Source organism: Pseudoponticoccus marisrubri (genome assembly GCF_001482405.1).
Taxonomy (GTDB): Bacteria; Pseudomonadota; Alphaproteobacteria; order Rhodobacterales; family Rhodobacteraceae; genus Pseudoponticoccus; species Pseudoponticoccus marisrubri.
Genome location: NZ_LPXO01000076.1, coordinates 1 through 291 on the forward strand (window position 1 = coordinate 1; position 291 = coordinate 291).

Sequence of the window (291 nt, forward strand, 5' to 3'; positions counted from 1 at the left end):
ATGAAATGATGTGTCGCGCCGACACCGTGGGCGTGTTCCAGATCGAGTCCCGCGCCCAGATGAGCATGCTGCCGCGCCTGCAGCCACGCAATTTTTACGAACTCACCATCGAGATCGCCATCGTCCGCCCGGGCCCCATACAGGGTGGCATGGTCCACCCTTACCTCAAGCGTAAACAGGGCCTGGAGCCCGTCACCTATCCGCATGAAAACCTGCGTCCAGTACTGGAGCGCACCCTGGGGGTACCCATCTTCCAGGAGCAGGTCATCAAGCTCTCAATGGTCGCCGCCG

Annotated in this window: 1 protein-coding gene; it reads left to right on the forward strand. The window is 61.2% G+C overall.

The window, feature by feature from the left end; all coding sequences use genetic code 11:
• Nucleotides 1-291: hypothetical protein (locus tag AVJ23_RS22015; RefSeq protein ID WP_157772781.1), on the forward strand; the 291-nt coding region annotated here is incomplete at both ends.